A 21,365-nucleotide genomic window follows, 5' to 3' on the forward strand; every position below is an offset into this window, starting at 1 on the left:
ACGCATCATCTCGAAAATGAAAGGAAGTCTTTTATGCATCGCCAAAGACGACAATTTCCGCTGATTCCAGACGGGGAACCTTGCTTGCAAGAACCGGTCTCTATGCGCCTATACGAAAATGAAGATTTAATCACAAATATCCGTGGCCCTTACCAAGATAAGGACTACAATGATTTGTTGCCGAACTATGATTTCTTGTCAGCTAAGCCTAGCAATCGTAAGCAGGCTCCAAAACGAGTGGAGACACAAGAAGCTGGCATGACTTATGCTGAGGAAGCCCGCGAAAAGGCTAAGCGTGATGTACGTGAGAAACGCCAAAAATTCCTCCGCCAAGAAGTTCAACAAACCAAACATACTAATAGCCGTCAACTGACTGCTAAGCCTAAGGTAGAAGCTAAACCAAGCTTTGAGGCCACTGTTGAGCCAGCTGCTGTAACAACGGATAAAGGACCAGTGACAGCCTCTATCTTGGGAGCTCCTGTAAGTGCTATCAAGCGAACTTTAGCACCTAATGGGAAGCACTCAAAGATTCATCACTTGGCAAATCGTCTGCAACAAGATTCTTACATCTTGGCAGAAGTGGCCCCAACTTATCAACAGCCTAGTAACCCATCTCGTAAGAACGTCAAGAAAAATAGCTATGACTTCTTGAAACGTAGCCAGGTTTATAATTACCCAGAACGTCAAACTTACCGTGAACACCGAGTTGCTCAAGAATTAAATTTGACGCATTTAGAAGACGCAAACTAATCGCAGTGCGATTGTAAGGAGAAACTATGTCAAAAACTTATCATTTTATTGGAATTAAAGGATCTGGTATGTCAGCTTTGGCTTTGATGCTCCACCAAATGGGACACAAGGTTCAAGGTTCAGATGTGGAAAAATATTACTTCACTCAACGTGGTCTTGAGCAAGCAGGTATTCCTATCCTTCCTTTCGATGAAAAAAACATCACAGAAGATGTTGAATTGATTGCTGGAAATGCCTTTCGTGAAGATAACAACGTTGAAGTTGCTTATGCAATTAAAAATGGCTACAGCTTTAAGCGTTATCACGAGTTCTTGGGTCACTTCATGGATCAATTCACTAGCTTTGGTGTGGCAGGTGCACATGGTAAGACTTCTACAACAGGTCTCTTGTCACATGTTATGAAAAATATCACCGACACGTCATACCTTATCGGTGACGGAACTGGACGAGGTTCTGCTAATGCACAATACTTTGTCTTTGAGTCTGATGAATATGAACGTCATTTCATGCCATACCACCCAGCATACTCAATCATCACTAACATTGACTTTGACCATCCTGATTACTTTACAAGTATCGATGATGTGTTCTCTGCCTTTGATGATTATGCTAAGCAAGTGCAAAAAGGACTCTTTGTTTACGGTGAGGATCCACATCTTCGTAAGATTACAGCCAATGCGCCAATCTATTACTACGGTTTCGAAGAAAATGATGACTTTATAGCAACAGACATTGTGCGTACAACGACAGGGTCTAATTTCAAGGTGAAACATTATGGACAAATCCTTGGAGAATTCCATGTGCCAGCCTATGGTCGACACAATATCTTGAATGCAACTGCGGTTATTGGGAACCTCTATGTAGCCGGTTTTGACATGGACTTGGTTGCGGAACACCTTAAAACTTTCTCAGGTGTTAAACGCCGTTTCACAGAGAAAATTATCAGTGGTACTGTTGTCATCGATGACTTTGCTCACCATCCAACTGAAATTATTGCAACGCTTGATGCAGCACGCCAAAAGTACCCATCTAAAGAGATTGTTGCTATTTTCCAACCACATACCTTCACACGTACCATCGCCCTTCTTGATGAATTTGCTGAAGCTTTGAGTGAAGCAGATGCTGTTTATTTGGCGCAAATTTACGGTTCAGCGCGTGAGGTTGACCATGGTGATGTTAAGGTTGAAGATCTTGCTGCTAAGATCAATAAACCTGCCAAAGTGGTTACAGTTGAAAATGTCTCACCTCTCCTTGACCATGACAATGCTGTTTATGTCTTTATGGGAGCTGGGGACATCCAACTTTACGAACGCTCGTTCGAAGAGCTCCTAGCAAGCTTGCAAACACACATGTAATATATTAAGGGCTGTAGCGATTTCGCTCAGCTCTTTCTCTTAATAGAAAGGAATTTGATATGCTTATTCGACATGCCCGAGAGGATGATTGGGCTGATGTTGTTCGTATCGAACAAGAAAATTTTTCGCCTGAAGAGGCTGCAACTCCAGAGGCTATTGCAGAGCGTTTAGAGACGATTTGTGATACCTTTCTAATTGCTGAAATTGATGGCGTTGTAGCTGGTTACATCGAAGGACCTGTGATTGCGGAACGTTATCTCACAGATGACCTGTTCCATAAAGTGGCTCCTAATGCTAGTCAAGGAGGTTTTATTGCAGTGACTAGTTTGTCTATCTCCAAAGACTTTAAAGGGCAAGGTATTGGAACAGCCTTGATTGCAGCGCTTAAAGATCTGGCTATTGCTCAAAAACGCCAAGGTATTAGTTTGACTTGTCATGATTACTTGATTGCTTACTATGAGATGAATGGTTTCACTGATGAGGGAGAATCAGAATCAAAGCATGGTGGAAGCTCTTGGTATAATATGGTCTGGGAGAACCCAGAAACCCATTGATTTCAGTGTTACGTTACTGTGACAAAGGACCAATTGATTTGCATTAACTGACTTTTTAAGATATAATGGCGTTTGTTACTATAGAGGAGGTATGCCTTGACGGACAAGTTTAATGAACACTCGGAAGCTTCTGAAGATAGCCTAAGCTTCAAAGATCAGATTCTCCGAGACTTACAAGAAGCGACACGGCTCCGTTCTCTTCGTGAGGAGGAGCATAATAAAAGTGCAACTATGCCCGAGACACCACTTTCAACGTCAGCTGAGAGCGCTACAACTCGTAGTGATTCAGCGTCTAATAAAGTAAGTAACCAAGATTTTAGTTCACATTCTGTTTTTCACAGTGCCTTTGCTAAATCTATGACTTCTGAGACAGCCCGAGATTCTCAACAAGATAGTCTTAGCTTGTTTTCAGATTCTCAAGCGGAGTCTTTAGTATCTGATGCTCATTCAAACCTAGCGTCTATTCCTAAAGAGCCAATTGAGGAGGAGAAAAAGGTAAATATTCCTCAGGAGACTGAAACGTCGAAACGTCGTTTTAAACGTCCAGTTTGGGAAACTAGCCTTAACGAAGCATCTGAAGAGGAGTATATTCCTGCAGATGTTGCCAAGGAGCTCATTGAAGCTAAGTCTAACGAAGCTATTTATACAGACCCTAAAGAATTGGAGGCCAAATTGACCTCAGAACGTCAAAAAGAAGCATTCTTGCAGGAACATCATGCAACAAGTGACCAAGCGTCGCAAGAAAAGGTTCAATCAGAGCTAGTAGCTGATGGTAATGAGGATGATGAGAGTATTTCTCTAGAACCCTCTGGAAAACCTAAGAAAAAGAAAGGCAAGAAAGTGAAGAAGAAAAAGTCTTCGCCAAAAGATGGTAAACAGGCTGACATTGTCGACGAAGAGCCGATTTCACGTTCTAACCGAAATCACAAACGCAATAAAAATAACCGTCGTGCTGGTAAAATTGCAAGAAACATTATCATCTTCTTGCTACTTATCTTGTCAGTAGCTACATTCTTTGGTTATCGCTATGTTAGTGATGCTGTTGGCGCAAAAGATGTTAATTCAACTAAGTTTGTTAGTGTTGAAATTCCTGAAAATTCAGGTAGCAGTTATATCGGCCAACTCTTGGAATCAGCTGGTGTTATTAAGTCTGGTAAGGTCTTTAATTACTATACCAAGTTTAAAAACATCTCAAATCTGAAAAGTGGTTACTACAACCTTCAGGCTAGCATGACCATGGATGAAATTATTGAGGCACTTCAGAAAAAAGGAAGTGATAAACCTCAGGAGCCATCTCTTGGTACGGTCTTAGTCAAAGAAGGATATACCATTGATCAAATTGCCAAGGCAGTTGAAGTTAATTCTTCAGCTAAAAAAGGCAAAAAATCATCAACTGGACTTAAGGCGAAAGATTTCTTGAAATTGATGAAGGATGATGCTTTCATTACAAAGATGAAAGCGAAGTACCCAACCTTGTTGGCAAACCTTCCAAATTCTACGGATGCTAAGTATGTCCTAGAGGGTTATCTGTTCCCAGCGACTTATAACATTCATGATGATACGACGGTGGAGTCTTTGGTAGAGGAAATGTTGTCAACGATGGATACCTACCTATCACCTTACTATGCAACGATTTCATCTAGTGGACATAATGTTAATGAGATTTTGACCCTAGCTTCTCTTGTTGAAAAAGAAGGGGCTACAGATGACGACCGTAAAAACATTGCGAGCGTCTTCTATAATCGTCTAAACTCAGACATGGCTCTACAAAGTAATATCGCAGTTCTTTATGCTCTTGGAAAACTTGGTCAGGAAACGACCTTGAAAGAAGATGCAACTATTGACACAAACATTGACTCCCCTTATAATGATTATGTTCATAAGGGGTTGATGCCAGGTCCTGTGGACAGTCCTAGTCTGTCTGCGATTGAAGCGGTTATCAATCCATCATCTACCAAGTACATGTACTTTGTGGCAGATGTAACCACTGGTAATGTCTATTTTGCTGAAAGCTATGAAGAGCATCAGCATAACGTTGAAACTTACATTAACAGCAAACTAAAAGATAAATAGTCTGATTGGCTAGTTAAAATCAAGCAAACGAATAGTGATTCTAACGATACAGCCAACGGCTCAAAAAATAGAAAAGAGAAAAAAATGGCAGAAAAAACATATGTAATGACACAAGCAGAGAAAGAACAACTTGAAGCGGAATTGGAGGAGTACAAACTCGTCCGTCGTCCAGAAGTTGTAGAACGTATTAAGATTGCACGTTCTTATGGTGACCTTTCAGAAAACTCTGAGTATGAAGCAGCCAAAGACGAGCAAGCCTTTGTTGAAGGACAAATTCAGATTCTTGAAACAAAAATTCGTTATGCAGAAATCGTTGATAGTGATGCTGTTGCTAATGACGAGGTTGCAATTGGTAAAACTGTTGTTGTTCAAGAAGTTGGTACAAACGACAAAGATACTTATCATATCGTTGGTGCAGCCGGTGCTGACATCTTTTCAGGTAAGATTTCAAATGAAAGCCCAATTGCTCAAGCCTTGATTGGTAAGAAAGTTGGCGACAAAGTCGCTATCGAATCACCAGCAGGTAGCTACTCTGTAGAAATCCTTAGTGTAGAAAAAACAGCCTAAGTGACTGTTGGCATTAAGGTGTCCAATATTTGAAACTAGTGGGAGTGAGACAAAACAGTTGTTCTGTCTCACTCCCTTTTTGGTTACCGGCGCTATTAGGAGTTAGGCTGGTCTGAATTAATCTATAAGAAAAGCACTCTTGGCAAATACCAAGAGTGCTTTGTAGCTTATTTACGATTTTGCTTACCGGCGTTACGGTTTTTCTTTGGTTTACTTGCAATTGCTTGAGTATTTTTTGGTGTTACATCTTTACGCTTGATTGGTGTTGTACGAGGTGCTTTTGGAGGGTTCTTTTTGAACTCTTCAGCCACTTTTTCTTTCAAGCGAGGTTTGATGATGTAGTTGGTAATCAACTGTTGGATAATAGAGAAGATACCACCAACGAACCAGTAGAGGATTACGGCTGCAGGTGAGCTAATACCAAAGAAAATCATCATGATCGGCATACTGTACATCGTCGCTGCCATTTGTTTACGTTGCTCTTCAGGAACTTGTTGAATAGACAACCAAGATTGGAAGTAGTAAAGAGCTGCGATGATGATAATCAATGGGAAGTCACGGTGACCAAGGTTAAACCAGAGGAAGTTATCTTGAAGTACACCAGGAGTGTAACGTGCTGCGTAGTAGAGTGCTGAGAAGAATGGGAACTGAATTAATAGAGGAAGACAGCCGACACCACCCATCAAGCTTAGACCGTTTTCACGCTGAGCTTGCATGAGTTCAGACTGGGCAGCCATTTTTTCTTCTTGAGTTTCAGCGTTACGCAAACGTTCGTTGATTGGTTCCAAGATAGGCGCAAGGTATTCACGTTTTGCTGATTGGTAGGCTGCGCTACGAGATTGGTGAAGACCAAGTGGCAAGATAATCAAACGAACAATGATGGTAACAAAGATAATACCAAGACCAAAGCCGAGACCAAGATTATCTGCGAAGTAGGTGATGACGTGGCTCATAGGGCGACCAAGGAGGTTCCAGACCCAACCAGTAGGATTACCAGACTTATCAAGGCTCACACATCCTGATAGGAAGAGTACCATGCTGGCAGCAAGCCCCATCAGGGCTAGACGTTTTTGATTTTTATTCACAATATCATTCCTTTTGTTTTTTAGTTATACTTGTCTATTTTACCTTTTTTTAAGAAAGAGAACAAGCTAAAAACGGTGGCTTCCTCTTAATTAGCCATCCGAAAATCGCTGTAATTTGAGAAGTTTGCCATGGTCACATCGACATAGGTTACTTTAGACCATTTTGAAGGTCCTTTTCGAACTTCTTGAATAAATTTAGCTAACTTAGCAGGATTTTCTGACTGAGCTAGGATTTCAACAGTTCCGTCGTCATTATTCCAAACCCGACCGTATATATCTCCAATATCTAGTGCTAGAGCATAGGTTGAATAACGAAAACCAACACCTTGGACTCTTCCTGAGACTAATAATCTTACTTTTTGCATGGTCCACGACCTCCTTTTGAAAGCTCTTTCCTTTAGTATAATCCTTGCTATAAAGTCGGTCAAGTCCAAGATTTATCAAGGGATTTCTGCTATAATGAGTGTATGGAAATCATTCAATCAAAGCAAAATGCTAGCATTAAATCTGCTAGAAAATTATTGCAGCGCAAGCACCGTAAAACTAGCTATCTTTTAGAAGGATGGCATCTTTTTGAGGAAGCAAAGGCAAGTGGTGCCGATATTCTTCAAGTTTTCGTGCTTGAGGAAATGGCTAATCGTGTGGCTAATATGGTTAAGGTGAAGTTGGTTAGTCCAGAGGTGCTCAAGGAGCTCTGTGAAACCCAGACCCCCCAAGGGATTGTGGCAGAAGTTGCTAAACAATCTCAAGCCTTGCCAGAATCTCTCTCAGGGAAGTATCTTCTCTTGGAGGATGTTCAGGATCCTGGCAATGTAGGAACAATGATTCGCACAGCGGATGCCGCAGGTTATGACGGAGTCTTTTTGTCAGATAAATCAGCTGATATTTATAATCAGAAGACCTTGCGTTCTATGCAGGGAAGTCATTTCCATCTTCCAATCTATCGTGGACCTATTCTTGACATGGTTGAGGCTTGCAAAAAGCAAGGGGTACCTGTTTTGGCAACGACTCTCTCAGATATTTCTGTTGACTATAAAGCAGTTAAGACAGATGGCAATTTTGCCTTAGTGATGGGAAATGAAGGTCAGGGAATTAGTCAGGATATGGCTGAGTCTGCTGATCAACTCGTACATATTAGCATGCCAGGTCAGGCGGAGAGTCTGAATGTTGCTGTTGCAGCAGGAATTCTCATGTTTAGTCTCTAGGTCTCAAGGATGATTTTAGGAGAAAACAACTGACTTTTAAAGTAATTTTAAGCACTAGTGGTATAATGAAGAAGCATTAGAAACATTAATGAGGTATTATTATGAAACGACCAGAAGATGATAAAGAATTCATGGAAGTTGTGGGACATTTGATTTCACACCCACGTTTTCAAAAATTGGATGGGATTGTACAGCACCATCATTCGACACGTTTAGAACACTCGGTTAATGTTAGTTACACCAGCTATAAGATTGCTAAAAAATTTGGCTGGGATGCCAAGAGTACTGCTCGAGGCGGTCTCTTACATGATTTTTTCTATTATGATTGGCGAGTAACTAAATTTAATAAGAGTCATGCTTGGGTACACCCACGTATTGCTGTTCGTAATGCCAGAAAGCTTGTTAATCTAAACAAAAAAGAAGAGGATATTATCCTCAAGCATATGTGGGGAGCAACGATTGCACCGCCGAAGTATAAGGAATCTTATATTGTTACGATGGTGGATAAGTATTGGGCGGTTAAAGAAGCGGCGACACCCTTACGAAACCGAATTAAAAATCGTAAGTTTTTCCGTCGTAAGACCCTACAAAGCCACCACCAATAATTCATTATTTTTAGGAGATAACTATGGAATCAAATGCAATTTATACGACTAGTGATGCGGGCTTAAGCCGCTTTTTCGGAAAGATTTATGGCCTTGTCGGTATAGGAGTGGGACTTTCAGCAGTCATTTCTTATCTGATGCTCTTTCCTCTCTCACATGTTTTTGTCAATATTCTCATGAATCATTCTTGGGTTTACATGGCAGCCCTCTTTTTAGAGTTTGGTTTGGTCTTTTTGGCTAGCGGTGCTGCACGAAGAAATACACCTGCAGCCCTACCTTTATTTTTGGTTTATTCCGCTTTGAATGGATTTACACTTAGTTTTATCATCGTTCAATACACGCAAGCCATAGTTTTTCAAGCCTTCCTTAGCACTGCCATTGTTTTCTTTATCATGGCCCTTATCGGAGTTAGCATTAAGCGAGATCTATCAGGCATGGCTAAGTTCCTTATGGCAGCCTTGATTGGGATTATTGTGGCTAGCTTGATTAATATTTTCTTTGCAAGTAGCATGATGAGTTTTGTGATTAGTATTGTATCAATTCTTATTTTCTCTGGTTTAATTGCCTACGATAACCAGTTGATTAAAAAGGTTTACTACGGTGCCAATGGTCAAGTCACAGATGGATGGGCAGTTTCTATGGCACTTAGTCTTTACTTGGATTTCATTAACTTATTCTTGAATATCTTGCGACTCTTTGCTAGACGTAATTAGTAAAAAAATCAGCCAGATGGCTGATTTTTTTAATGTCTAATAGTTTTTTGTAATTGTCCCTTGCTGACCTGTGTAAGCGTAGAAGAGTGGATAGTACTCCCATTTTCCGACATAGCTATCTTTATCTGGGAAGGCCCACTTGTCGTCTTTTTTAGTAAGCTCGACTGAGTAATTATCAAAAATATTTGTTCCTTCTGTCTTTGGTGCTGATGGGCTTACTTCTTTGATTGAATTCGGTAGGTAAGTTTCCATGTAGTATTGTCTTGTTAGTTGGTCGACATTTCCAGCGTTGGCACCATTGCTTTGTAGGTAGTTTTTAAGGTCATCTGTGAGATTTGGGTGATTAGCACCGTAGGCATCGTCTGCAGCTTTCATACTGATAGTTGACATGCTGACGTTAAACTCTGCTTTATCTTTAGCGACGATAATGTTATCAACAGTGTAGCTACCGCGTTCACGGTTAGCAGTTTGGACCCAACCAAAAACTTTTGGAATTTCATCACCAGTTGGTTTGATATGATCAGTTTCATTATAGCTGTATTGAAGGCTATCTGAGAAATATTGGTTAAGTTCACCCTTGGCTTTATCCAAGTCATTAGAAACAAATTTACTGTAGTCTTTGCTTTCACCACCTAGAAGAACTGCATTGAAATAAGCGTCAATAGCCTTTTTAACATTGGTAGTTGTTTTACCATCGAAATCTTTTAGGCTAGTAGAAACTGTTTGTCCCTCTGTTTTTTCATCTTTTGATTCAAAATAGAGTTTATAGCTTTCATTGTTGTTAACTTCGAAAAAGAGTGAGACAGTCTTGTAGTCGTCAGCTTCAAGCTTTCCAAAGTCATCTGTAGCGTCCTCTACGTTCTTATTTTTATTGAAGAGAGTAGGTAGGTCGCCCTTATCGAGCTTGCTTGCTGTGACTTTTTTACCATCTTTATCTTTGAGGTAGAATTGTTTAGCAGATGTTTTGAGCTCATTTTCCATATCTTCCGAAGTATTCTCGAGTTTGAATGAAACTTCGACTAGGGTTTGGTCATCCTTGAGCTTGAGGTCGCTTCCTGACATATAGACAATATCGTTAACAGAAAGCTTGGCATCAAGTTTTGGCTTGGCACATGCTGAGAGTGTTAAGATGGCTGCTAGAGCAAGAGTCCCAGAGTAAAGATATTTTTTCATAAATAATCCCCCATTATTTTATTTAGGTTATAGGTCTATTGTATCATGAAATATGCCTTGAGATTATTAGAAAATTGGGTTTCAAGCCTTTTCTTATGCTATAATAGGATTACTATTGTAAAAAAATGGAGAATCAAATGACAAAAACACCTTTTATTACGGCTGATAAACTTGAACAAATCACTGCAGAGTTTCCAACACCTTTCCATCTTTACGATGAAAAAGGTATTCGTGAAACAGCGCGTGCAGTTAACGCAGCCTTTTCGTGGAATCCAGGTTTTAAAGAATTCTTTGCTGTAAAAGCTACACCTAATCCAGCAATCCTCAAAATCTTGAAGGAAGAAGGGTGTGGTGTCGATTGTGCGACCGATACAGAGCTTGTCATGAGTAAGAAAATTGGTTTTGATAGTAGCGCCATTAGCTTTACGTCTAATGATACACGTGCTGAAGAGTTTGTTTACGCGCGTGATATTAATGCGACAATTAACCTTGATGCTTACGAAGATATCTTTTTCTTGGAAGAGGCTGCAGGACTTCCTGAAACCCTTTCTTTGCGCTTTAACCCAGGGGGCGTCTTCTCTCTCGGTACTGATATCATGGATCATCCTGAAGAATCAAAATTTGGGATGACTAAGGAACAGCTCTTCAAAGGCTATGCCTACCTTAAAGAAAAAGGAGTGAAATCATTCGGTTTGCATGCTTTCTTAGCGTCAAATACAGTAACGAATGAGTATTACCCAACCTTGGCTGCTCAACTGTTTGAATTGGCGGTAGAAATCAAGAATGAACTTGGTGTTAGCCTTGACTTTATCAACTTATCAGGTGGTGTTGGAGTGGACTACACACCAGCCAATAAACAAAATGATATTGCCGTTATCGGTGAAGGGGTTCATGCTAAATTTGATGAAATCCTTGTTCCGAATGGTCTTGGACATATCAGTATTTACACTGAACTTGGGCGTTTCATGACAGCACCTCATGGCCTTGTCGTTACTAAGGTTCTTCATATTAAGGATACTTATCGTCGCTATGTTGGTGTAGATGCTTCTGCGGTTAACTTGCTCCGTCCAGCTATGTACGATGCCTACCACCACATCACGAATATGACTAATCCAGATGGTGACATTCAAGTAGTTGATGTGACAGGTTCACTTTGTGAAAATAATGATAAGTTTGCTAAGAACCGTGAATTGCCAGAAGCTCGTATTGGAGATACATTGGTTATCCACGACACAGGTGCTCATGGTTTCTCAATGGGTTACAACTATAATGGACGTCTTCGTTCTGCAGAAATTCTCTACCAAGAAGATGGCACAGCTCGTATGATTCGTCGTGCAGAGACGATGAATGATTACTTTGCCACTCTTGATGGTTTTGATTTTGATATTTAACAAAAAATAAGCTAGGCCTTAAAGGCTCTAGCTTATTTTACTTTAATGATGACAGCTTCAAGAATGATATCGGCTAACTCCTCAGGGGATTCGATACAGCCTTCTTTGAGCCATAGTGTTAAAATGGTAACAATGGTGCTAACATAAACTTCCAATGAATATTTGGCAGGGATATGATAGCTTTGTTCCATGAGTTCTGTAACATTTTCAATATCAGAGTTAAGGATAGTCTCGATAATGAATTCACGAATCATCTCATTGATGTTTGGAATGTGTGTCATCAAGGTAAGACAGAGTTTTTGATTTTCCTTAAGATATCGTAGCATTTCAGTGACAACACCTTCTTGGTAGGTCATGTCTTCCTGAAGAATGCTTGAAATTTTATCTAAAATCTTTGAGAAGGTTGTTTCAACCAAATCTTCCTTATTTGAATAGTAGTAGTAGAAGGTTGGTCTGCTGAGATTTGCCTTCTTGATGATATCTGTGATGCTGATTTGTTCGAGTGAACTCTCCTCTAAGAGTTCAATAAATGCGTTGACAATTTTTCGTTCGGAAATAGTTGCTTCCTTGAGCATAAATAAACCCCTTTATATAAACATAATAATAATTCCACAACTTATATAATAACCTATTTTTTTTTCTAGAAATCTTACAAGTCCTTTACAGTTGTAAGCGAAAAATACTGAAAGTCTCATTTTATCGGTATTTTAAACGAAAAAACTATTTTTCTAGACGTTTTTAAGAATCAACGTCTTATTTGTCAGTAGGGGCCATTTTTGCTATAATATAAGGTAAATCAACGTTATAGGAGAAATGAATTTATGAACACCGTCCTTTGGATTATTCTTGTTTTTGTAGCCCTTTTGGGTGGTTTTTATGGAGGCGCATACTTTGCCCGCAAACAAATGGAGAAAGAATTGGCTGAAAATCCTCGTTTGAATGTGGACGCTGTTCGTACCATGATGTCAGCTGCGGGTCAAAAACCAAATGAAGCAAAAGTGCGTCAAACATATAACCAAATTATCAAACAACAAAAACAAGCACTTGCAGATAGCAAGAAAAAGAAAAAATAATGGTGGGGAGCTGGGACGTGAATCTCAGCTTTTTACATGTAACCTAGGGGATAAGGAGGCAAGATGGATAATCGACCTATAGGATTTTTAGATTCTGGTGTCGGAGGACTGACGGTAGTACGTGAACTTAAACGTCAGTTGCCTCACGAGTCTATTGTTTATATTGGTGACTCTGCTAGGGCACCGTATGGTCCTAGACCGGCAGAACAAATTAGACAGTATACCTGGCAGTTGGTTAAATTCCTTCTGACCAAAGATGTAAAGATGATTGTTATTGCTTGTAATACGGCAACGGCAGTAGTTTGGGAGGAAATCAAAGGAGCCTTGGATATCCCAGTGCTAGGTGTGGTTTTGCCTGGTTCTAGTGCGGCTATTAAGTCTAGCCAATCGGGTCATATTGGTGTCATTGGGACTCCAATGACGATTGCCTCTAACATCTATGAACAAAAAATTAAGCATTTGGCACCACAAATGAATGTCTTGAGTTTATCTTGTCCTCGCTTCGCCCCTATTGTTGAATCTAATGAAATTAACTCAAGTGTGGCTAAAAAGATTGTTTATGAAAGCATGGCACCTTTAGTCGGTAAGGTAGATACCTTGGTTTTGGGTTGCACCCATTACCCACTTTTACGTCCCATCATCCAAAATGTTATGGGGCCAAGTGTCAAGCTAATTGATAGCGGAGCTGAAACAGTTCGTGATGTTTCTGTTTTGCTCAATTATTTTGAGATTAATCGTAGCCGTGAAGTCGAAGACAAGACGGAAGAATATTACACCACGGCTAGTGTGCTAGGTTTTAAAGAAATCGCAGAACAATGGCTGGGTGAAGAAGTTGCTGTCCAACATGTCGATTTGGACAAGGAGTTAGAAAATGACTAAATCAATTTTTGAATATAAAGACGAACAAGACTGGTATTTGGCTAGTTTTGGAAGCTACAATCACTTGACTTGTTTTGGTGGTGATGAGGCCTATGAGCAATTTGTTGACTTTTTCCAAGCTTTGACTAACGTTTTGGCTGTTAGTGGCTTTCAGTTACATATTGCGAAACATTCTTCAGACCTTCGCTTGGTATCCTTTATTTTGGATTGCTTGAAAGAGGAAACTGGTCGTGACCTAGCTGTTACGCAACATCAAGGGGCTTTGGTAGTTAGTGAAGGAGATAAGCTTGTCTATGTGCATGTGCCTAGAGAAGGTGTTGCCTTGAGTGATTTCTTTGGTTCTGATAACAAATCAGACTTTGGTGATGTCCTATTGATTGCGACACGCAATGAAGGAAAAACCAAGGAATTTCGTAAACTATTTGGAAAACTAGGCATTAAGGTAGAGAATCTTAATGATTATCCAGACCTTCCTGAAGTTGCTGAAACGGGTATGACCTTTGAAGAAAATGCACGCTTGAAGGCGGAAACCATTTCTGAATTAACAGGTAAAATGGTCCTTTCAGATGATTCTGGTTTGCAGGTAGATGTTCTTGGAGGTTTACCAGGAGTTTGGTCTGCACGCTTTGCAGGTCCTGATGCTACGGATGCTGAAAATAATGCTAAATTATTGCACGAGCTAGCTATGGTGCTTGATGATAGCAAACGTACTGCGAACTTCCATACAACCCTAGTTGTTGCGGCCCCTGGACGTGATAGTTTGGTTGTTGATGCCGACTGGAAGGGTTATATTGGCCGAGAACCTAAAGGTGACAATGGTTTTGGTTATGATCCACTCTTTTTAGTTGGTAATACGGGGAAAACGGCAGCAGAGCTTTCTGCAGAAGAGAAAAATGAACAATCTCACCGTGGACAAGCTGTTAAGAAACTTATGGAGGTCTTCCCAGCATGGCAGAACAAACAATAATCGTAATGAGCGACTCCCATGGAGAACGTGATATTGTAGTAGATATAAAAAATCGTTATCAAGGGAAGGTAGATGCTATTTTCCACAATGGAGATTCTGAGTTAGAATCAAGTGATCCTGTTTGGGAAGGTATCCATGTGGTTCGTGGTAACTGTGATTATGATTCAGGTTATCCAGAACGTTTGGTCGTTAAACTTGGTGATGTGATTATTGCACAAACACATGGTCATCTTTATGGCATTAATTTTACCTGGGACAAGTTGGATCTTTGGGCGCAACAAGAGGATGCAGATATTTGTCTCTATGGCCACTTGCATGCGGCAGCAGCTTGGCGAAATGGTAAGACAGTGTTTATCAACCCAGGATCTGTTTCACAGCCACGAGGTCCTATCCATGAGAAACTTTACGCTAAGGTGATTATAAACAGTGAAAAAATTCGTGTAGAATATTACACACGTGACCATGAACTTTATTCAGAACTTACACAGGAATTTGAACGATGATTGCTAAAGAATTTGAAGATTTTTTGTTGGCTCATTTAGATAATTATTTAATTCCATCAGATCAGGTTGCTATTTTTATTGATAGTCACAACGCTGATCATGTGGTCTTGCTTTTGACAAGCAATGGTTATTCGCGCGTTCCCGTTTTGACTAAGGATAAGCATTATCTTGGGACCATATCTTTGACGGATATTAAGCGATATCAAGATGAACATAACTTGCAAGAGTGGGAGATGGTTAACCGTGATATCGGACCGATGACATCAGATGTCGTGGAAACAGTGGAAGATAATGCCAATCTAAATGAGGTAATGCATAAGCTAGTTAATAATCCTTTCCTTCCTGTGGTTGACAGCCAAGGCATTTTCAAAGGAATTATCACACGAAAATCGATTCTAAAGGCGGTTAATAGCCTCTTACATGACTTTACACATGACTATATCATCATTCCAAAAACAACTGACAACTCAGATCACTGATTTTCTGGCTACTAAGGTCATTTCGGAGAGTTCAAAGCAAGCTTATGCTTATGATCTTAAGCAGTTTGCAACGTCGATTTCAGGACAAATTGATCAAACCAGTCTTAAGCTCTATGAAAACCAACTGAAGGAATGGAAGCCATCTGTACAAAAGCGTAAGCGCTCTGCGGTCAATCAATTTTTGCTATACCTCTATCAAAAGGGTGAATTAGAGAAATTTTTCAAACTATCAGAGACGGTTACAATACCTTCTCAGGAGGATAAGTTGCGAATACTGGATCTTTCATCGCTTTATGAGGGGCGTGAAGGGGTTGGTAAGCTGTCTTGTCTGCTGATTCTAGAGTTGGGGCTCTTACCTTCAGAGATTTTGGAGTTGGACTGGTCCGATATTGACTTGGATTTTGGTGTTGTAACTGTGGCCAAGGGAAGCACTAAGCGTGTTCTCAGACTTGAAGCAGATGTGAAGCAGTATTTGTTGGCTATTAAAGATGCGAACAGCCAGGGCTTGCTTTTGGGTAAGGTCTATACTCGACAATGGCTGTATAAGCAAATCCAGACTTATGTTAGTGACTGTGGCTTATCGAATGTAACCGCTCAAGTCTTGCGTCAGCAATTTATTCTTAGACAGATTGAAAAGGGAACGGGCGCCTTTGAACTTGCTCGTTTACTGGGACTAAAAAGTCCAGTGACCTTGGAGAAATACTATAAAACCTAATGGATATTAAGTTAAAAGATTTTGAGGGGCCACTGGATTTGTTGCTCCATCTGGTTTCTAAGTATGAGGTAGACATTTACGATGTTCCCATTGTTGAGGTTATCGAGCAATACTTGGCTTATTTGGCAACCTTGCAAGCCATGAAGCTTGAAGTTGCTGGGGAATATATGCTTATGGCTAGTCAGCTCATGCTGATTAAGAGTCGTAAGCTTCTGCCCACAGTGGTGGAAGCTGAGCCTGAAGCAGATGATCCTGAACAAGAGCTCTTGAGTCAATTGGAAGAATATGCACGCTTCAAAGCAGCTAGTCAAGAGTTGGCTAAGCAGCATGAGGTACGAGCTCAGTATTTTTCAAAACCAAAAGTAGAATTGGTTTATGAAGATGTGACTCTGAATCAGGATAAGACCATTCAAGATATTTTCTTGGCTTTTTCAAAAATCATGGCTGAAAAGCAAGAAGAAATTCGCCGAAATCACACGACTATTGCGCGTGACGATTATAAAATTGAAGACATGATGCTGATTATTGAGGAAGCATTTGGCTCAAAAAATGAACTACATTTAGATGAACTTTTCACCGATGCTAAAGATATGAATCAAGTAATCACCCTCTTTTTGGCAACTCTTGAATTGATTAAGGTACATCGCATATCAGTACAACAGGAAACAATTTTTGGAACAATCACACTAAGAAAGGAATGGACGAATGAGTAGTCACTTAGCACGATTAGAAGCTTTACTTTTTGTGGCAGGTGAAGATGGTCTTAGTCTACATGCTATGGCACAGCTTTTGGAAATGCCAGTGACAGGTCTGACTCAGTCCTTGGAAAAATTGCAAGCCAAGTATGAGGCAGATGAGGGTTCAGCTCTTTGTTTATTGGAATCGTCAAATACCTATAAGCTGGTGACTAAGCCAGATTTTGCAAGTCTCCTTCGTGACTATTCTAAAACGCCAATCAACCAAAGTCTATCCAGAGCGAGTCTTGAGGTTCTCTCTATAGTTGCTTATAAACAGCCTATTACACGTGCTGAAGTCGATGACATTAGAGGTGTTAATTCTAGTGGTGCTATTGCTAAACTTCAGGCCTTCAATCTCATTCAAGAGGCTGGTAAAAAAGATGCTGTCGGTCGTCCTAACCTATATGCGACTACTGATTATTTCTTGGACTATATGGGAATTAACAGTTTAGACGAACTTGTGGCGATTGACCAACTAGAACTTGAAGAGCAGGAAACGAGTCTCTTTAGGGAAGATACTCCAGAAGAGCTTGAGGACTCGGACAATTAAGAGTAAACCTTGTTGAAACTAATCATTAAAAAGAAAGAAACATAGCAGAGATGCTAGGTAGAAAGGATACAGCTTAAGCTGTAGAAAAAGAATGCGAATTAATAAATATATTGCCCACGCTGGTGTGGCCAGCCGTCGTAAGGCTGAGGAACTGATTAAAGAAGGTCGTGTGACCCTAAATGGTAAGACCGTTACGGAATTGGCAACCATTGTCAAAAATGGTGACATTGTTGAGGTAAATGGTAGTCCAATTTATAATGAAGAGAAGGTCTATTATCTTCTTAATAAACCACGAGGGGTTATTTCTTCGGTATCTGATGAGAAAAATCGTAAGACGGTGATTGACCTCATGCCCCACGTTAAGGAACGTATCTATCCTGTTGGTCGTCTTGACTGGGATACGACTGGTCTTCTTATTTTGACTAATGATGGTGACTTTACCGATAAAATGATTCACCCACGTAATGAGATTGACAAGGTTTATTTGGCGCGTGTCAAAGGTATTGCGACCAAGGAGAACCTCCGTCCATTAACTCGTGGTGTGGTCATTGATGGCAAGAAAACCAAGCCAGCACGTTACAATATTATCAAAGTTGACCATGAAAAGAATCGTTCAGTTGTCGAATTGACAATTCATGAAGGGCGTAACCACCAGGTTAAGAAAATGTTTGAATCAGTGGGCTTGCTCGTTGATAAGTTGTCTCGTACCCGTTTTGGAACCCTTGATTTGACAGGGCTTCGTCCAGGTGAATCACGCCGTCTAAATAAGAAAGAAATCAGCCAGCTTCATAACGCTGCTGTCAATAAGGTCAAATAATGAAAAGATTTCTGATTGCCTTGGTCAGGGCTTATCAGAGATGGATTTCTCCCCTATTTCCACCGTCTTGTCGTTTTCGTCCAACTTGTTCGGTTTATATGATCCAAGCAATAGAAAAGCATGGCTTAAAGGGAGTTCTTATGGGAATTGCCCGTATCTTAAGATGTCACCCTTTATCAGAGACTGGAGATGATCCGGTGCCAGATTATTTTAGTCTAAAACGTAATAAAACTCCTTTGGATAAATGAATCCAAAGGAGTTTTTCTATGCTTAAGTTTTTGACCAAGTTTTTGGTAGGAAGAGGAGTAATAAAGGATAGATTTCCAAACGTCCTGCAATCATAGCAAATCCCATGATAAGCTTAGATAAAGGACTGAAAATAGCAAAGCTATCACTCGTTCCAAGTAAAGGTCCAATGTTGTTAAAGGTTGAAGCAGCAGCACTTGTCACAATCAAGAGGTCTTGATTATCCAGTGACAAAACAGTGACTAAACTTAGTATAATGAGTACATATACAGCTAGGTATTTGAGAACACTGTGCTGCGTTTCTTTATCGAGAACACTTCCATTAATATGAAGTGACAGGATACGATTAGGATAGAGGCTAGCCAGGGTCTGATTTCGTGCAATCTTAGCAATAATCATAGCACGGATAACCTTGAAACCACCAGCTGTAGAACCTGCTGACCCTCCGATAAACATCAGGAGGAGTAGGATATACTGAGAAAAGAGTGGCCATTTGGTAATATCTGTCAGACCAAAACCGGTTGTTGTGATGATAGTTGACACTTCGAAAAATGAGTATTTGAAAGAGTCAGCCAAATTGTGGTAGATTCCAAAAATATTGAGGATAATTAAACCAGTTGAAATAGCCACAATCGCAAAGTAGGTACGTAGTTCTTCATCTTGGAAGAAAAACTTGATTTTGCGAAGGAGGATATAGAAATAAAGGTTGAAGTTAACCCCAAAGAGTAGGGTACCAACAGTAACCACATAGGTAATCAGATCGCTGTGGTAGTGGGCGATAGAGTCATTATAGACAGCAAATCCCCCAGTACCTGCGCCCCCCATAGCAGTGATGATACTATCAAAGATTGGCATACCGCAAAGCCAGAGAATAACAGCAAAAATAACGAACATGGTTAAATAGATGATGTAAAGAATTTGAGCTGTATTTTTGAGCTTGGCCACGACCTTACCAAAAACTGGACCAGGCACCTCTGCACGCATAACCTCATGGTGACCATTTTTACTGTTGTTCATGATGGCTAGGGCAAAGACCAATACCCCCATCCCTCCAATCAAGTGGGCGAAACTTCGCCAGAAGAGGAGGGAGTGGGTAAGTACTCCAGTATCTGTGAGAATAGTAGCCCCCGTGGTTGTGAAACCAGAGCTCATCTCGAAGAAGGCATCAATGACACTTGGAATCTGACCAGCAAAGACGAAGGGCAATCCTCCAAAGAAGGACCAGAGCACCCAACAGAGGGCTACAATAAGCATCCCTTCTTTGGTGTAAATATGGTAGTTCTTCGGTTTAAAGAGAGTACCAAGTACTCCGAGAAAGAGGAGAATCCCCATCGTACCCAAGATGCTGGCAAATACTTTGGCATCTTCTTGATAAATGAGGGCAACGATAAGTGGTACAACCAAGAGAGCAGCCTCAATAAGCAGAAGCTTGGCAATAAGAAAACGGACAATAGATCGATTCATGGCAGCTTACCTCTTCAACAAGTCGTAAATATGAGTTACATTTTGTAAGAGTGTAACGATCACGATTTTATCCCCAATAGCGAGTCTGTCTTCTCCCGTTGGGAAAATAGATTTTCCATTGCGAATAATAGCAGCGATAAGGACACCATTAGCAAATTCAAGCTCAGAAAGTTTCTTCCCAGCGATTTTGTTGTTTTCCTTAATTTGGAATTGCAAGGTTTCGATACGACCATTAGCCACATGGTGAAGGGCATCGAGGCTAGAATCTTTAGCATTATAACGCCCACGGACAAAGTGCATTACAGTGTCAACGGCAATACTCTTAGGTGTGACAATTGTTGTTGTCTCACGTGTATCGATAATCTCTAAAAGACTGGTACGGTTGACTTTAGTAATATTCTTGTGAATACCAAGGCTTTCGAGGAACATAGAGGTGATGATATTTTCTTCATCTACTCCAGTTAGGGTAGCTACGGCATCATAACTGGATGCACTTTCCTCGAGAAGAAGGTCTTTAGCAGTACCGTCACCTAAGATAACAGAAACTTCAGGGAAGACCTGACTAAAGGTTTGTGCACGGTCCATTTTTTGCTCAATCAATTTGACCTTAATACGATTGTTTTTCAAGATATTGAGCAAGTAGTAGGAGATACGTCCAGCACCAATCAACAAAAGTTTTTTGATGCTTTTTGGCTTGATGTAACTGTGGAAAAGCGCCATATCAACACGTTTACCAGTGACATAAATCTTATCCCCAATTTGCATGGTAGCATTCCCATCTGGAATGATGAGTTCACCTTGACGGTCAATCGTACAAACTAGAATATTGCCGAATTTCTTACGGAATTGTTCCATTGTCATACCAGACAATTGGCTATTTTCAGTGACTTTAAATGCCATCAGGATAACACGTCCGTTAGCAAAGGTTTCTACTGATAGAGCATTTGGAAATTCAACTGTATTGGCAATATAGCGAGCTGTTAAAAGTTCAGGATTAACTACTAATGAGAATCCAAGAAAGTTCTTGTCTTTGAAATAAGCATTTGAGTATTCTGGGTTACGCACACGAACAATGGTTTCTTTGGCACCCATTTGTTTAGCCAGAACGGCTGAAATCATGTTTACTTCATCTTTATCAGTCATAGCGATAAAAACATCGCAGTTGTTAACCTCGGCTTGTTCCAAGATTTTGAAATTAGCCCCATTACCAGCAAAGCCCATCACATCGTAACGTTTGCTGAGTCGTTTGAGGACCTCTTCTTTTTCTTCAATTAAAATAACATCGTGCTTCTCTTCAACAAGAGAGCGACAGAGTGCGGTACCGACTTTACCGGCACCTACGACAATAATACGCATGAGTTACCTCCAAATAATCATTACTATGATACTCTATTTTAGCTGAAAAATCACCCTTTTCGGCTAGCTTTATCAACTGTTCTTATTTAAAGTGAATAATGAAGTTAT

Annotated in this window: 25 protein-coding genes; 19 read left to right on the forward strand and 6 right to left on the reverse strand. The window is 40.3% G+C overall.

Features of this window, described 5'->3' with window-relative positions; genetic code table 11:
• Window positions 1–33: 33 nt before the first annotated feature.
• The 5 genes from zapJ (at window position 34) to greA (ending at window position 5,299) form a co-directional block, all read left to right on the forward strand.
• A complete protein-coding gene (zapJ, locus tag SSAL8618_RS01535; RefSeq protein WP_014633860.1) occupies window positions 34–750 on the forward strand; it encodes a divisome accessory protein ZapJ in 717 nt (238 codons plus the stop codon).
• A gap of 26 nt (window positions 751–776) precedes the next feature.
• Complete coding sequence (gene murC, locus SSAL8618_RS01540) at window positions 777–2,105, forward strand: UDP-N-acetylmuramate--L-alanine ligase (protein WP_038675261.1); 1,329 nt, start codon at window positions 777–779, stop codon at window positions 2,103–2,105.
• 59 nt (window positions 2,106–2,164) lie between these two features.
• A complete protein-coding gene (locus SSAL8618_RS01545; protein ID WP_038675263.1) occupies window positions 2,165–2,659 on the forward strand; it encodes a GNAT family N-acetyltransferase in 495 nt (164 codons plus the stop codon).
• Between the two features lie 96 nt (window positions 2,660–2,755).
• Entirely contained in the window at window positions 2,756–4,732 is a 1,977-nt protein-coding gene (gene mltG / locus SSAL8618_RS01550) for an endolytic transglycosylase MltG (RefSeq protein ID WP_038675265.1), read from the forward strand.
• Window positions 4,733–4,816: 84 nt separating this feature from the next.
• On the forward strand, window positions 4,817–5,299 hold the full coding sequence (gene greA / locus SSAL8618_RS01555) for a transcription elongation factor GreA (protein ID WP_002883697.1): 483 nt from the start codon (window positions 4,817–4,819) through the stop codon (window positions 5,297–5,299).
• A 167-nt stretch (window positions 5,300–5,466) separates the two neighbouring features.
• On the opposite strand, the gene yidC is transcribed toward greA, so the two are convergent.
• Window positions 5,467–6,384 (reverse strand): membrane protein insertase YidC, encoded by a 918-nt coding sequence (gene yidC / locus SSAL8618_RS01560; RefSeq protein ID WP_038675267.1) that lies wholly within the window; start codon window positions 6,382–6,384, stop codon window positions 5,467–5,469.
• Window positions 6,385–6,470: 86 nt separating this feature from the next.
• Window positions 6,471–6,749: an acylphosphatase gene (locus SSAL8618_RS01565; RefSeq protein ID WP_002886522.1), complete on the reverse strand. Its 279-nt coding sequence runs from the start codon at window positions 6,747–6,749 to the stop codon at window positions 6,471–6,473.
• A 102-nt stretch (window positions 6,750–6,851) separates the two neighbouring features.
• Here SSAL8618_RS01565 and SSAL8618_RS01570 point away from each other — a divergent pair, with 102 nt between their 5' ends.
• The 3 genes from SSAL8618_RS01570 to SSAL8618_RS01580 all read left to right on the forward strand — a co-directional run bounded on the left by SSAL8618_RS01570 (window position 6,852) and on the right by SSAL8618_RS01580 (window position 8,907).
• Window positions 6,852–7,589: a TrmH family RNA methyltransferase gene (locus SSAL8618_RS01570; protein WP_038675270.1), complete on the forward strand. Its 738-nt coding sequence runs from the start codon at window positions 6,852–6,854 to the stop codon at window positions 7,587–7,589.
• A gap of 101 nt (window positions 7,590–7,690) precedes the next feature.
• Window positions 7,691–8,194 carry an HD domain-containing protein gene (locus SSAL8618_RS01575; RefSeq protein WP_002883682.1) on the forward strand — a complete coding sequence of 168 codons (504 nt, stop codon included), beginning with the start codon at window positions 7,691–7,693 and terminating at the stop codon, window positions 8,192–8,194.
• Window positions 8,195–8,217: 23 nt separating this feature from the next.
• Window positions 8,218–8,907, forward strand: coding sequence for a Bax inhibitor-1/YccA family protein (locus SSAL8618_RS01580; protein ID WP_038675272.1), 690 nt, complete (start codon window positions 8,218–8,220; stop codon window positions 8,905–8,907).
• 36 nt (window positions 8,908–8,943) lie between these two features.
• On the opposite strand, the gene SSAL8618_RS01585 is transcribed toward SSAL8618_RS01580, so the two are convergent.
• Window positions 8,944–10,080 (reverse strand): DUF5105 domain-containing protein, encoded by a 1,137-nt coding sequence (locus SSAL8618_RS01585; RefSeq protein WP_021143534.1) that lies wholly within the window; start codon window positions 10,078–10,080, stop codon window positions 8,944–8,946.
• 137 nt (window positions 10,081–10,217) lie between these two features.
• Between SSAL8618_RS01585 and SSAL8618_RS01590 the strand changes: the two genes are divergently transcribed.
• A complete protein-coding gene (locus SSAL8618_RS01590) occupies window positions 10,218–11,471 on the forward strand; it encodes a diaminopimelate decarboxylase (protein ID WP_002886527.1) in 1,254 nt (417 codons plus the stop codon).
• Window positions 11,472–11,503: 32 nt separating this feature from the next.
• Here the strand turns inward: SSAL8618_RS01590 and SSAL8618_RS01595 are convergent, their stop codons facing one another.
• Window positions 11,504–12,046 (reverse strand): TetR/AcrR family transcriptional regulator, encoded by a 543-nt coding sequence (locus SSAL8618_RS01595; RefSeq protein ID WP_002883702.1) that lies wholly within the window; start codon window positions 12,044–12,046, stop codon window positions 11,504–11,506.
• Window positions 12,047–12,292: 246 nt separating this feature from the next.
• Here SSAL8618_RS01595 and SSAL8618_RS01600 point away from each other — a divergent pair, with 246 nt between their 5' ends.
• The 10 genes from SSAL8618_RS01600 (at window position 12,293) to yidD (ending at window position 18,439) form a co-directional block, all read left to right on the forward strand.
• Window positions 12,293–12,544, forward strand: a complete 252-nt coding sequence (locus SSAL8618_RS01600; RefSeq protein WP_002883695.1) for a YneF family protein — start codon at window positions 12,293–12,295, stop codon at window positions 12,542–12,544.
• A gap of 63 nt (window positions 12,545–12,607) precedes the next feature.
• Entirely contained in the window at window positions 12,608–13,423 is an 816-nt protein-coding gene (gene racE, locus SSAL8618_RS01605) for a glutamate racemase (protein WP_002883619.1), read from the forward strand.
• A complete protein-coding gene (locus SSAL8618_RS01610; RefSeq protein WP_037610658.1) occupies window positions 13,416–14,390 on the forward strand; it encodes a nucleoside-triphosphate diphosphatase in 975 nt (324 codons plus the stop codon). The genes racE and SSAL8618_RS01610 overlap by 8 nt, the downstream gene beginning before the upstream one ends.
• Window positions 14,372–14,893 (forward strand): metallophosphoesterase, encoded by a 522-nt coding sequence (locus tag SSAL8618_RS01615; protein ID WP_038675274.1) that lies wholly within the window; start codon window positions 14,372–14,374, stop codon window positions 14,891–14,893. Before SSAL8618_RS01610 ends, SSAL8618_RS01615 begins: the two co-directional genes overlap by 19 nt.
• Window positions 14,890–15,372: a cyclic-di-AMP-binding protein CbpB gene (gene cbpB, locus SSAL8618_RS01620; protein ID WP_002883680.1), complete on the forward strand. Its 483-nt coding sequence runs from the start codon at window positions 14,890–14,892 to the stop codon at window positions 15,370–15,372. Before SSAL8618_RS01615 ends, cbpB begins: the two co-directional genes overlap by 4 nt.
• The gene (xerD, locus tag SSAL8618_RS01625) at window positions 15,326–16,087 is read left to right on the forward strand and encodes a site-specific tyrosine recombinase XerD (protein WP_037610654.1); all 762 of its coding nucleotides are present in this window, start codon (window positions 15,326–15,328) and stop codon (window positions 16,085–16,087) included. The genes cbpB and xerD overlap by 47 nt, the downstream gene beginning before the upstream one ends.
• Complete coding sequence (locus SSAL8618_RS01630; protein ID WP_013990031.1) at window positions 16,087–16,800, forward strand: segregation/condensation protein A; 714 nt, start codon at window positions 16,087–16,089, stop codon at window positions 16,798–16,800. The genes xerD and SSAL8618_RS01630 overlap by 1 nt, the downstream gene beginning before the upstream one ends.
• Window positions 16,793–17,374: an SMC-Scp complex subunit ScpB gene (scpB, locus tag SSAL8618_RS01635; RefSeq protein WP_037610652.1), complete on the forward strand. Its 582-nt coding sequence runs from the start codon at window positions 16,793–16,795 to the stop codon at window positions 17,372–17,374. The genes SSAL8618_RS01630 and scpB overlap by 8 nt, the downstream gene beginning before the upstream one ends.
• Window positions 17,375–17,465: 91 nt before the next feature.
• Entirely contained in the window at window positions 17,466–18,191 is a 726-nt protein-coding gene (locus SSAL8618_RS01640) for a pseudouridine synthase (RefSeq protein ID WP_002883686.1), read from the forward strand.
• On the forward strand, window positions 18,191–18,439 hold the full coding sequence (gene yidD, locus SSAL8618_RS10295; protein ID WP_013990033.1) for a membrane protein insertion efficiency factor YidD: 249 nt from the start codon (window positions 18,191–18,193) through the stop codon (window positions 18,437–18,439). The genes SSAL8618_RS01640 and yidD overlap by 1 nt, the downstream gene beginning before the upstream one ends.
• Window positions 18,440–18,461: 22 nt before the next feature.
• Here yidD and SSAL8618_RS01645 read toward each other — a convergent pair whose 3' ends face one another.
• Both SSAL8618_RS01645 and trkA read right to left on the reverse strand, forming a co-directional pair.
• Window positions 18,462–19,901 (reverse strand): TrkH family potassium uptake protein, encoded by a 1,440-nt coding sequence (locus SSAL8618_RS01645; protein ID WP_022496358.1) that lies wholly within the window; start codon window positions 19,899–19,901, stop codon window positions 18,462–18,464.
• A gap of 6 nt (window positions 19,902–19,907) precedes the next feature.
• Window positions 19,908–21,257 (reverse strand): Trk system potassium transporter TrkA, encoded by a 1,350-nt coding sequence (gene trkA / locus SSAL8618_RS01650; RefSeq protein ID WP_022496357.1) that lies wholly within the window; start codon window positions 21,255–21,257, stop codon window positions 19,908–19,910.
• Window positions 21,258–21,365: the final 108 nt, after the last annotated feature.

This window comes from Streptococcus salivarius (assembly GCF_000785515.1).
In the GTDB taxonomy this organism is placed as follows: Bacteria; Bacillota; Bacilli; order Lactobacillales; family Streptococcaceae; genus Streptococcus; species Streptococcus salivarius.

Excerpts from the sequence above, each read along its gene's own strand:
- zapJ (WP_014633860.1), top strand. The coding sequence starts at position 34 with ATGCATCGCCAAAGACGACAATTTCCGCTGATTCCAGACGGGGAACCT.
- murC (WP_038675261.1), top strand. The coding sequence starts at position 777 with ATGTCAAAAACTTATCATTTTATTGGAATTAAAGGATCTGGTATGTCA.
- SSAL8618_RS01545 (WP_038675263.1), top strand. The coding sequence starts at position 2,165 with ATGCTTATTCGACATGCCCGAGAGGATGATTGGGCTGATGTTGTTCGT.
- greA (WP_002883697.1), top strand. The coding sequence starts at position 4,817 with ATGGCAGAAAAAACATATGTAATGACACAAGCAGAGAAAGAACAACTT.
- SSAL8618_RS01565 (WP_002886522.1), bottom strand. The coding sequence starts at position 6,749 with ATGCAAAAAGTAAGATTATTAGTCTCAGGAAGAGTCCAAGGTGTTGGT.
- SSAL8618_RS01570 (WP_038675270.1), top strand. The coding sequence starts at position 6,852 with ATGGAAATCATTCAATCAAAGCAAAATGCTAGCATTAAATCTGCTAGA.
- SSAL8618_RS01575 (WP_002883682.1), top strand. The coding sequence starts at position 7,691 with ATGAAACGACCAGAAGATGATAAAGAATTCATGGAAGTTGTGGGACAT.
- SSAL8618_RS01580 (WP_038675272.1), top strand. The coding sequence starts at position 8,218 with ATGGAATCAAATGCAATTTATACGACTAGTGATGCGGGCTTAAGCCGC.
- SSAL8618_RS01585 (WP_021143534.1), bottom strand. The coding sequence starts at position 10,080 with ATGAAAAAATATCTTTACTCTGGGACTCTTGCTCTAGCAGCCATCTTA.
- SSAL8618_RS01590 (WP_002886527.1), top strand. The coding sequence starts at position 10,218 with ATGACAAAAACACCTTTTATTACGGCTGATAAACTTGAACAAATCACT.
- SSAL8618_RS01595 (WP_002883702.1), bottom strand. The coding sequence starts at position 12,046 with ATGCTCAAGGAAGCAACTATTTCCGAACGAAAAATTGTCAACGCATTT.
- SSAL8618_RS01600 (WP_002883695.1), top strand. The coding sequence starts at position 12,293 with ATGAACACCGTCCTTTGGATTATTCTTGTTTTTGTAGCCCTTTTGGGT.
- racE (WP_002883619.1), top strand. The coding sequence starts at position 12,608 with ATGGATAATCGACCTATAGGATTTTTAGATTCTGGTGTCGGAGGACTG.
- SSAL8618_RS01610 (WP_037610658.1), top strand. The coding sequence starts at position 13,416 with ATGACTAAATCAATTTTTGAATATAAAGACGAACAAGACTGGTATTTG.
- SSAL8618_RS01615 (WP_038675274.1), top strand. The coding sequence starts at position 14,372 with ATGGCAGAACAAACAATAATCGTAATGAGCGACTCCCATGGAGAACGT.
- cbpB (WP_002883680.1), top strand. The coding sequence starts at position 14,890 with ATGATTGCTAAAGAATTTGAAGATTTTTTGTTGGCTCATTTAGATAAT.
- xerD (WP_037610654.1), top strand. The coding sequence starts at position 15,326 with ATGACTATATCATCATTCCAAAAACAACTGACAACTCAGATCACTGAT.
- SSAL8618_RS01630 (WP_013990031.1), top strand. The coding sequence starts at position 16,087 with ATGGATATTAAGTTAAAAGATTTTGAGGGGCCACTGGATTTGTTGCTC.
- scpB (WP_037610652.1), top strand. The coding sequence starts at position 16,793 with ATGAGTAGTCACTTAGCACGATTAGAAGCTTTACTTTTTGTGGCAGGT.
- SSAL8618_RS01640 (WP_002883686.1), top strand. The coding sequence starts at position 17,466 with ATGCGAATTAATAAATATATTGCCCACGCTGGTGTGGCCAGCCGTCGT.
- yidD (WP_013990033.1), top strand. The coding sequence starts at position 18,191 with ATGAAAAGATTTCTGATTGCCTTGGTCAGGGCTTATCAGAGATGGATT.
- SSAL8618_RS01645 (WP_022496358.1), bottom strand. The coding sequence starts at position 19,901 with ATGAATCGATCTATTGTCCGTTTTCTTATTGCCAAGCTTCTGCTTATT.
- trkA (WP_022496357.1), bottom strand. The coding sequence starts at position 21,257 with ATGCGTATTATTGTCGTAGGTGCCGGTAAAGTCGGTACCGCACTCTGT.